The following is a 9,485-nucleotide window of genomic DNA, read 5'->3' as shown; positions in this document are numbered from 1 at the left end:
GGCACGGCAGCCTCGTCAGGACGGCCGCGCAGCTGTCAGATCCCGAACGCCGGCGGGTACTGGATCACCCCCGACGGCACCGGGCCGACGTGCGCGTCCAGGGTGAGGGCCATCATCGCCTCGTCCGGCACCTCGATCGGGGCCCGGATCCCGAACCGGGAGGCGGGCACGAATCCGAACCTCGGGTAGTAGTCGGGATGCCCGAGCACGAGCACCAGATCCTCGCCCTGGCTCCGGGCGGCCGCGAGTGCCGCGCGGATCGCCGCCGAACCGGCGCCCGTCCGCTGATACGCGGGCAGCACCGCACAGGGTGCCAGCGCGAGTGCCGGGTGGCCGTCCACGTGGCAGCGAGTGAGGAGGGCGTACCCGACCGGGGTGCCGTCGGGGGTCTCGGCGAGCAGGCAGAGGCCGTCGATCGACGCTGCCGGATCGGCGCGCAGCGCCTCGACGATGCCCGCCTCTTGCGGGGTCGGGAAGGCCGCGAGGGTGATCTCGCGGAGCGCCGCGGCGTCGTCGGCGGAGCCTGCGGCCGCGGCGCGGGTGGTGAAAACAGCCGTGGGTGGTCGAGACAACGGGAACACCTTCGTGAGGAGGGGTCCCGGTGCTGAGGAGGGGGTACGCCCCCCTGGTGTCGGCGGGCGCGCCCCGGGCTCAGTTCAGAACCGGGACCCGGGAGATGAGAACTGTCCGGGCACCGCGTGTCGCGGCGATCTCCACGGCAACCATCGACTCATCTCCCCGTTCGCTCAGGCCGGTGCCCCGTCGAGCACCATCGCGCGGAGGCTAGCACGCCTCCGGGAGGGCGCCGAGGGGATTTCTGACGCCGTCCCCGGCCCGCCGTGACGGTGGGCGGACCGGGGGACCGTGTGACTGGTCAGTACCAGCCGTGTGCGTTGTGGAAGGCGAGTGCCGCCTCCCAGGAGCCGTACCGCTCCTTGACGTAGCGCTCGGCACCGGCATGCTGTTCGGCGACCGTGCCTCTCCCCCACGGCTGGTCGGTCTGGAACAGCCCGTGGTATTTGCCGTTCTGCGCGTTGGGGTTGCCGCTGGACTCCCGGCGGATGATCTCCGCCTTCGCCGCGCTCTCCGCCATGGAGGCGCCCGGGGCCGCCTGGCCCGTGGAGCGGCTGCTCTGTGGTGCCTGCTGCGGCTGTGGGGCCGCTTCCTGGGCCGGTGGCGCCTCTTGGGCCTGTGGTGCGGAGTCCTGCTCGGCGCTGGGCGGGGCCGCCGTGTCCGGAGTGGTCGGTGCGGGTGGAGGTGTGGCCTCGCCGACGGTCAGACGCTGTCCGGGATAGATCAGGTCGGGGTCGGCGAGCCCGTTCCGCTCGGCCAGTTCGTGCCAGCTGGTGCCGTGGTTCTGCGCCACCTCGGAGAGGGTGTCGCCGGACCGCACCTCGTAGCTGTTGGTCGTGGAGGCCTGACGCTGCGGGGCCTCCGTGTGCGTGTGCGTTTCGGCTGACTGTCCCTCCTGCGCGAAGGCGGGTGCGGCCGGAACGGCAACAGCGGCCGCCGTGAGGACGCCGAAGGTGGCGATCTTGGTCTTACGCATCTGAATCAAGTCCTTACCGTCGAGCCCGAAGACTCTCTGTTGGGGTCAGAGGAAAGCCCGTCAGGGCCGTAGCAAACTCCGTCAGACGCGCTCCGGGCCGACGATCCGTTCTGCTTTGCCGATCTTTCACTCGTCCAGAGGTACCGGGCGTCCCCGATGGGCGGTATCTGGACACGGTTGGCCCGTCACCACGCGACAATCCGACCGGCATGCCGTCCAGGCGAGGGGAACGGGCGGGTGTGTATCGCGCCGAGTTGTCCGGGGACGGCCAACCGCCTGCCCGTCCCGGGGAGCGGCGCCGGGGTGCGGTCACCGGAACGCCGACCCGCGCCCTTGACGACAGGTGCGAGCCACCGTGTGCCCGTACGGTCCGAAGAGGGGGGCGGGCGCCGAACGGGCAGGATGCCGCCCGCAACGGGCGCCTTCTCTCTGCCACAGTTACCGAATCGGCTGGCCAGAAGAGCTTCCGGCTGTGCGGGAAACGGGCAGAAGCGGTCATGATCTTCTCGACCGGGAGACTGGCCGTGTCCACTCAGGGCCGGTACAACTCTCCACACGGACAGGAACGGGCATGTCCGTGACCGAACGGAGAGGGGCGACGGGGCCATGAGTGCGGCGGAGCGGCAGCGGCAGATCGTCGGAACGGCGCGGCGGCTGGGCTCGGTCGAGGTGGCTCAGCTGGCCGAGGAGTTGGGTGTCGCCAAGGAGACGGTGCGCCGCGATCTGCGCGTACTGGAGGAGCACGGCCTGCTGCGGCGCACCCACGGTGGCGCCTACCCGGTGGAGAGCGCCGGATTCGAGACGACACTCGCATACCGCACCACCATGCATGTGCCCGAGAAGCGGCGGATCGCCTCGGCGGCCGTCGAACTGCTCGGGGACGCCGAGACGGTCTTCATCGACGAGGGCTTCACCCCACAGCTCATCGCCGAGGCGCTGCCGCGGGACCGGCAGCTGACCGTGGTGACCGCCTCGTTGCCGGTGGCGAGCGTGTTGGCGACGGCCGGCGACTTCACCGTGCTGCTGCTGGGCGGGCGGGTGCGCGGTGGCACGTTGGCGGCCGTCGAGCACTGGACGACCAAGATGCTCGCCGGGTTCGTCATCGATCTGGCCTTCGTCGGCGCCAACGGCATCTCCCGGGAGCACGGGCTGACCACTCCGGATCCGGCGGTCAGCGAGGTCAAGGCGCAGGCGATGCGGGCCGCGCGGCGGCGGATCTTCGCGGGGCTGCACACGAAGTTCGGCGCGGTGAGCTTCTGCCGCTTCGCGGAGGTGGGCGACTTCGAGGCGCTCGTCACCTCCACGAGCCTGCCCGCACCGGAGGCACACCGCTACGCGATGCGCGGGCCGCAGGTCATCAGGGTCTGACCCCGCTCCTTCCCCGCTGCCTCCCCGTTCGTACGGGCCGCCGCACCACGCGCCCGTGATTGTCGTAATGTCACGATTCGCCAGGAGTTCATATGCGCTGTCAGAGCAGTCCGCAGGGCCGGATACGCAGCCGACCACGCCGGGTCAGGGCGGTCAGGGCGGGCACCGCCGCCGCCACGGCGAGCGCGCTGCTCGCGCTGTCCGCCTGCGCGGGGGCGGGCGCCATCGGCTCCGGCGGCGACACGATCAACGTCCTGATGGTGAACAACCCGCAGATGCTGGAGCTGCAGAAGCTGACCGCCAAGCACTTCACGAAAGAGACCGGCATCAAGGTCAAGTTCACGGTGCTGCCGGAGAACGACGTCCGCGACAAGATCAGCCAGGACTTCGCCAACCAGGCCGGACAGTACGACGTCGCGACGCTCAGCAACTACGAGACACCGATCTACGCCAAGAACGGCTGGCTGCGCTCCCTTACGCCGTACACCCGCAAGGACAAGGGCTTCGACCAGCAGGACATCCTCCCGCCGGTGCGCGAGTCGCTCAGCGGTGAGGACGGCCAGGTCTACGCGGAGCCCTTCTACGGCGAGTCGTCCTTCCTGATGTACCGCAAGGACGTCTTCAAGAAGGAGGGGCTGAAGATGCCCGAGCGTCCCACTTGGCCCCAGGTGGCGAAGCTCGCCGCGAAGGTGGACGGCGCCGAGCGCGGTATGAAGGGCATCTGCCTGCGCGGGCTGCCCGGCTGGGGCGAACTCATCGCCCCGCTGACCACGGTGGTGAACACCTTCGGCGGGACCTGGTTCGACAAGGACTGGAACGCACGGCTGAACGACCCCGCGTTCCGGAAGGCCACCAAGTTCTATGTCGACCTGGTGCGCAAGCACGGCGAGTCCGGCGCGGCCCAGTCCGGGTACGCCGAGTGCCTCAACAACATGACACAGGGCAAGACCGCCATGTGGTACGACGCGACGGCGGGCGCCGGCTCCTTGGAGAGCGAGAAGTCCAAGGTGAAGGGGAAGATCGGCTACGTTCCCGCACCGGTCGTCAAGACCGAGAGCTCCGGCTGGCTCTACACCTGGGCCTGGGGCATCCAGAAGACGAGCCGCAACCCGGACAAGGCGTGGAAGTTCATCTCCTGGGCGTCCGGCAAGGAGTACGAGAAGCTGGTCGGCAAGGAGTTCGGCTGGGCCAACGTCCCCGCGGGCAAGCGGGCCTCCACCTATGAACTGCCCGAGTACAAGAAGGCGGCCGGTGCCTTCCACGAGGTCACCCGCGAGGCCATCACCAACGCCAGGCCCCGGGACCCGGGGGTGCAGAAGCGCCCCACGATCGGCATTCAGTTCGTGGACATTCCGGAGTTCTCCGATCTGGGCACCAAGGTCTCCCACGAGATCAGTGCCGCCATCGCGGGCCGCCAGTCGGTGGACAAGGCGCTGCGCAAGGCCCAGCAGCTGGCGCAGGAGGTCTCCGACGAGTACGAGGGGCGAGGCCGATGAGCACTCCGACCACCACTCCGGCCCCGGGCGCGCACGACGAGGAGCGCCCGCCGGCCGCCCGCACCGCCACCGCCGCCCCCAAGGGCCCGCCGAACCGGCTGCGGGGCTGGGTGACCCGCGCTCCGCTGCTGCCCGCGCTGGTCTTCATGATCGTCGTCACTCAGCTGCCGTTCGTGGCCACGCTGGTGATCTCGTTCTTCGACTGGAACGCGCTCTACCCCGAAGCACGCTCCTTCGGAGGCTTCGAGAACTACCAGGAGGTGCTCAGCGATCCCGAGCTGCGCGACTCGGTGGTGACGACCGCGCTGCTGACCGCCGTCGTCGTGCTGGTCAGCCTCGTTCTCGGGCTGCTGCTGGCGCTGCTGCTCGACCGCAGCTTCCGGGGGCGCGGTGTGGTGCGCACGCTGCTGATCGCCCCGTTCCTGCTGGTGCCGGTGGCCGCGGCGCTGCTGTGGAAACATGTGCTCTACAACCCCGAGTACGGGCTGTTCAACGGTGTCCTCAACTGGCTGTTCGGCGAGAAGGCGCCCCAGCCGAACTGGGTGTCCGAGATGCCGCTGGGCGCCGTGCAGGTGTCGCTGATCTGGCAGTGGACGCCGTTCATGATGCTGATTCTGCTCGCGGGACTGCAGAGCCGTCCCGCCGACGCCATCGAGGCGGCCCGCATCGACGGAGCCGGGGCCTGGCAGATCTTCCGCTATCTGACGCTGCCGCATCTGCGCCGCTATCTGGAGCTGGGGGCGCTGCTGGGGTCGATCTACATCGTGCAGAACTTCGACGCCGTCTTCACCATCACCTCCGGCGGTCTGGGTACCGCCAACCTGCCGTACACCATCTACCAGACCTTCTACCAAGGCCATGAGTACGGCGTGGCCTCGGCCGCCGGTGTGCTCGTCGTCATCGGCTCCCTGGTCATCGCCACCCTCGCGCTACGGGTGGTCTCGTCCCTGTTCCGCGAGGAGGTCCGCGCATGAGCGCCCTGACCGCAGGCGCACCCGAGGCGGCACCGTCCGCCGCGCCACCGAAGGCTTCGGCCATGGCACCGCGAAGCGTCCGCCGGAAGAATGCCGCGCTGGGTCTGCTGGCCTGGGCGTGCGGGCTGATCTTCGTGCTGCCGATCGCCTGGATGGTGCTCACCTCGCTGCATTCGGAGTCGGACGCCGCCACCAATCCGCCCTCGCTGGCCGCGCCGCTGACGCTGGACGGCTACCGCGAGTTCTTCAGCGCGGGCGGCGGCGCCGGGCCCTGGCCCGCGCTGGCCAACTCGCTGATGGCCTCCGTCTTCTCCACCCTGTTCGTGCTGGTGCTGGCGCTGCCCGCGGCGTACTCGCTGTCCATCCGGCCGGTACGCAAATGGCGGGACGTGCTGTTCTTCTTCCTGTCGACGAAGATGCTGCCGATCGTCGCCGGACTGCTGCCGATCTATCTGTTCGCGAAGAACACCGATTTCCTCGACAACATCTGGCTGCTCATCATCCTCTACACGTCGATGAACCTGCCGATCGCGGTGTGGATGATGCAGTCCTTCCTCGCCGAGGTGCCCTCCGCACTGATCGAGGCGGCGCAGATCGACGGGGCGCGGCTGCCCACCGTCCTCACCCGGGTCGTCGCGCCGGTCGCCGCGCCCGGCATCGCCGCCACCGCGCTCATCTGCTTCATCTTCTCCTGGAACGAGATGCTGTTCGCGCGGGTACTCACGGGGGTCGTGGCACAGACCGCGCCCGTCTTTCTGACCGGCTTCATCACCAGCCAGGGGCTCTTCCTGGCCAAGGTGTGCGCCGCGTCTCTCGTGATCTCCCTGCCGGTGCTCGCCGCAGGGTTCGCCGCCCAGGACAAGCTGGTCCAGGGCCTGTCGCTAGGAGCTGTCAAATGAAGGCCGCACTCGTCGAGTCCGTGGGCAAGGTGTCCCTGACGGAGATTCCCGACCCGACCCCCGGGCCCCGCGATGTGGTGGTGAAGGTCGCGGCGTGCGGGTTGTGCGGCACCGATCTGCACATCCTGCAGGGTGAGTTCGCCCCCTCGCTGCCGCTGGTTCCCGGGCACGAGTTCGCCGGGGAGGTGGTGGCGCTGGGCAGCGAGGTGACCGAGCTGGCCGAGGGCGACCAGGTGGCCGTCGACCCGTCGCTGTACTGCCACGAGTGCCGCTACTGCCGTCGCGGTCACAACAACCTGTGCGACCGGTGGGCCGCGATCGGGGTGTCCCGGGCGGGTGGTGCCGCCGAGTACGCCGTGGCGCCTGTCGCCAACTGCGTCCGGCTGCCCGAGCATGTACGCACCCAGGACGCCGCGCTCATCGAGCCGCTGTCCTGCGCGGTGCGCGGCTACGACGTGCTCAAGAGCCAGCTCGGGTCGCATGTGCTGATCTACGGTTCGGGCACCATGGGGCTGATGATGCTGGAGCTGGCCAAGCGAACCGGTGCGGCGAGCGTGGACGTGCTCGACCTCAACCCGGACCGACTGGCCACCGCCCGCAGCCTGGGGTGCAGCGGGGCGGCGGCGAGCGCCGAGGAGCTGGACCGGCCGGAGGGCTGGGATCTGGTGGTGGACGCGACGGGCAACGCCGCCGCCATCCAGGACGGCCTGGGACGGGTCGCCAAGGCGGGCACCTTCCTCCAGTTCGGCGTCTCCGACTACGCGACACGGGCCACCATCGAGCCGTACCGCATCTACAACCAGGAGATCACCATCACCGGCTCGATGGCCGTGCTGCACAGCTACGAGCGGGCCGCCGAGCTGTTCGCGGGCGGGATACTCGACCCGGACGTGTTCATCTCGGACCGGATGCCGCTGGCCTCCTACCCGGAGGCGCTCGGCCGCTTCGCGGAGGGGCTGGGCCGCAAGATCGTCGTTGTTCCGTGAGGGAGTGAGCGCTGCTGGGGAGGGCTGCCCCGTTCTGCGCGGCGCAGTCTGCGGGTCCGTTGTGGCTGGGCGCGCAGTTCCCCGCGCCCCTTTCGGGGCGCGGGGCAGGCCTCAGAGGCAGTCGCGGGGCACCTCCTCGTTCCAGGTGCGGGAGAAGACACGGTTCCCCCACTCGTAGGCGTCCAGCGTGGCGTGCACATGGAACGCGCTGTCGGTGCAGGTCAGCACCGTGCGGGTGACGGTCTTGGTCTCCCAGCCGTCCCGCCGGAACCTCATCGTCCAGACGGACTCGCCGGCCACGGAGGTGAAGTCGTCGGCGACCGCCGTGTACCGCTCGTAGGCGCGGCGGCCGACATCCAGTCCGATGTGGTCCAACCGCTCCAGGCCCCGGTCCTTCACGATCTCCAGCTCGTGCTGGTAGCCGATCAGGTCCCGCTTGACGTCCCAGCGTTCCTCGGGTGGCACGAGCGTGGTGGTGGTCAGCGGGGGTGCGCCTTCCGGCTCGCCGAAGAGGCCGCGCGGCGCCTCCCCCTCTTCCTGGGGGGTGCGAACCGGCAGCGTGAGCGTACTGGAGTTCTCGTACACGCTCAGCAGCGACGGCTTGGGCGGCGGCCAGGCCAGCGGCCAGTAGGAGGTGGACAGGGACAGCCGGATGCGGTGGCCCGGTGGGAAGGCCTGTGCCACCCCGTTGAGGTGCACGGTGGCCCGGTAGCGGCGTCCCGGCTCCAGCGGCTCCGGATCGCCGGTGCCGCTGTGCCGGGTGAGGTTGAGCAAGCCGTACGTGATCCGGGTGGCGCTGCCGTCGGGCGCCACATCGGACAGCCGCGCGGCGACCTGCGCCACCGGCTCGGTGACGGACAGCTCCAACTCGACGCTCGGTGAGCCCAGGATCTCCACCCGTTCGGTGAGGGGCTCGGTCTCGAAGACCAGTGAGCCGCCGTCCTCCTCCCGCTGGTCGTACGGCAGATCAGGGGGCGCGTTGTAGGAGGCCCACTTACCCGCGAACTGGCCGACCGACAGCGGCGAGCGCACCGTCAGCGCCGCCGGTGGCTCCTCGTCCCGCTGCTCCCCGTGCTCCTGCTCCTCGTGCCCCCGCTCCTCCGGCCGGCCGATGCGGTACCGGGAGAGCGGGTGGACCACCCGCGAGACATACGGCGAGGGCCACTCGGGTTCGACCACCCACCGGCCGGGCCGCTGTTCGTAGGAGGTGGACGGGGGCACGCTGTCCTGCATCCAGGTGCTCAGCATGGGTCCGTCCATGACGCCGTTGTCCTCGCCCTTGAGCCAGTGGTCCCACCAGCGGACGACTTCCTGGAGGTAGCCGATGGCCGGACCCGGCCGGCCCAGGTGCGGGAACTTGTGCGACCAGGGGCCGATGAGGCCCTTGCGCGGCACGTCCAGGTGGGCGAGGAGCCGGGTGACGGCGTTGGAGTACCCGTCGGCCCAGCCGCTGGAGGCCAGTACCGGGCAGCGCACCGCCTGGTAGTCCTCGCACACCGAGGCGTGCCGCCAGTAGTCGTCGCGCCGCTGGTGGCGCAGCCACTCCAGCACCCACGGCTCGCTGCCCTCCAGCCGCTCGTGCCACATCCGGCGCCAGCGGTCGCCGACAACGGCCGGGTCGGGCGGGCAGGTGCTGTAGGCGAACATGGTGCCCGCCTCCGCCAGGTTGTCCGAGAGCAGTGTGCCGCCCATGTAGTGCATGTCATCGGCGTACCGGTCGTCGGTGAACGAGGCGATGACGATGGCGCGCAGGCTCTCCGGCTGCCGTGCCGCGACCTGCAGGGCGGCGAACGCGCCCCAGGAGATGCCCATCATCCCGGTGTTGCCGTCGCACCATGGCTGCGCCGTGAGCCATTCGAGGACGTCCTCCGCGTCCCGCTGCTCCTGCTCCAGGTACTCGTCGCCGAGCACCCCGTCGGAGTCACCGGTGCCGCGCAGGTCGACGCGGACGCAGACGTAGCCGTGGCCGGCGAGATAGGGGTGGTGGATCGAGTCCCGTACGGCGGTCAGATCGCGCTGCCGGTAGGGGATGTACTCCAGCACCGCCGGCATGGGCTCCTCGTCCGAACAGATGGGACGCCACACCCGGGCCGACAGCCGCGTGCCGTCCGGGAGCGGCACGGTGACGGGCTCTTCCTTGGTCTCGTAGGGCAGATTGTGCACGCTGCGCATGGGCGCGGTCTCCGCTCGACGTTCGTGCTGCTGTCCCGCGC

At 69.9% G+C, this 9,485-nt stretch carries 8 protein-coding genes; 5 read left to right on the top strand and 3 right to left on the bottom strand.

Annotated elements, in window-relative coordinates:
* Window positions 1-35 precede the first annotated feature (35 nt).
* Together KBY19_RS30455 and KBY19_RS30450 are read right to left on the bottom strand one after the other, a co-directional pair.
* Entirely contained in the window at window positions 36-491 is a 456-nt protein-coding gene (locus KBY19_RS30455) for an N-acetyltransferase (protein WP_307842274.1), read from the bottom strand.
* Between the two features lie 383 nt (window positions 492-874).
* Window positions 875-1,549 carry a LysM domain-containing protein gene (locus KBY19_RS30450; protein WP_210967142.1) on the bottom strand — a complete coding sequence of 225 codons (675 nt, stop codon included), beginning with the start codon at window positions 1,547-1,549 and terminating at the stop codon, window positions 875-877.
* Window positions 1,550-2,155: 606 nt separating this feature from the next.
* Here KBY19_RS30450 and KBY19_RS30445 point away from each other — a divergent pair.
* From KBY19_RS30445 to KBY19_RS30425, 5 genes are all read left to right on the top strand, one after another.
* On the top strand, window positions 2,156-2,917 hold the full coding sequence (locus KBY19_RS30445; protein ID WP_099885523.1) for a DeoR/GlpR family DNA-binding transcription regulator: 762 nt from the start codon (window positions 2,156-2,158) through the stop codon (window positions 2,915-2,917).
* 122 nt (window positions 2,918-3,039) lie between these two features.
* A complete protein-coding gene (locus KBY19_RS30440; protein WP_099886947.1) occupies window positions 3,040-4,413 on the top strand; it encodes a sugar ABC transporter substrate-binding protein in 1,374 nt (457 codons plus the stop codon).
* Entirely contained in the window at window positions 4,410-5,387 is a 978-nt protein-coding gene (locus tag KBY19_RS30435) for a carbohydrate ABC transporter permease (RefSeq protein WP_099885522.1), read from the top strand. The genes KBY19_RS30440 and KBY19_RS30435 overlap by 4 nt, the downstream gene beginning before the upstream one ends.
* A 62-nt stretch (window positions 5,388-5,449) precedes the next feature.
* Complete coding sequence (locus tag KBY19_RS30430) at window positions 5,450-6,286, top strand: carbohydrate ABC transporter permease (RefSeq protein ID WP_247691591.1); 837 nt, start codon at window positions 5,450-5,452, stop codon at window positions 6,284-6,286.
* Window positions 6,283-7,272, top strand: coding sequence for a zinc-dependent alcohol dehydrogenase family protein (locus KBY19_RS30425; protein WP_099885521.1), 990 nt, complete (start codon window positions 6,283-6,285; stop codon window positions 7,270-7,272). Before KBY19_RS30430 ends, KBY19_RS30425 begins: the two co-directional genes overlap by 4 nt.
* A 111-nt stretch (window positions 7,273-7,383) precedes the next feature.
* On the opposite strand, the gene KBY19_RS30420 is transcribed toward KBY19_RS30425, so the two are convergent.
* On the bottom strand, window positions 7,384-9,444 hold the full coding sequence (locus KBY19_RS30420) for a CocE/NonD family hydrolase (protein ID WP_210967140.1): 2,061 nt from the start codon (window positions 9,442-9,444) through the stop codon (window positions 7,384-7,386).
* Window positions 9,445-9,485: the final 41 nt, after the last annotated feature.

Origin of the sequence: Streptomyces sp. B15 (assembly GCF_018070605.1) — a bacterium.
Classification (GTDB): domain Bacteria; phylum Actinomycetota; class Actinomycetes; order Streptomycetales; family Streptomycetaceae; genus Streptomyces; species Streptomyces smyrnaeus.
This window is presented reverse-complemented; position numbering and strand designations above follow the sequence as displayed.

Excerpts from the sequence above, each read along its gene's own strand:
- KBY19_RS30445 (WP_099885523.1), top strand. The coding sequence starts at position 2,156 with ATGAGTGCGGCGGAGCGGCAGCGGCAGATCGTCGGAACGGCGCGGCGG.
- KBY19_RS30420 (WP_210967140.1), bottom strand. The coding sequence starts at position 9,444 with ATGCGCAGCGTGCACAATCTGCCCTACGAGACCAAGGAAGAGCCCGTC.
- KBY19_RS30450 (WP_210967142.1), bottom strand. The coding sequence starts at position 1,549 with ATGCGTAAGACCAAGATCGCCACCTTCGGCGTCCTCACGGCGGCCGCT.
- KBY19_RS30425 (WP_099885521.1), top strand. The coding sequence starts at position 6,283 with ATGAAGGCCGCACTCGTCGAGTCCGTGGGCAAGGTGTCCCTGACGGAG.
- KBY19_RS30435 (WP_099885522.1), top strand. The coding sequence starts at position 4,410 with ATGAGCACTCCGACCACCACTCCGGCCCCGGGCGCGCACGACGAGGAG.
- KBY19_RS30430 (WP_247691591.1), top strand. The coding sequence starts at position 5,450 with ATGGCACCGCGAAGCGTCCGCCGGAAGAATGCCGCGCTGGGTCTGCTG.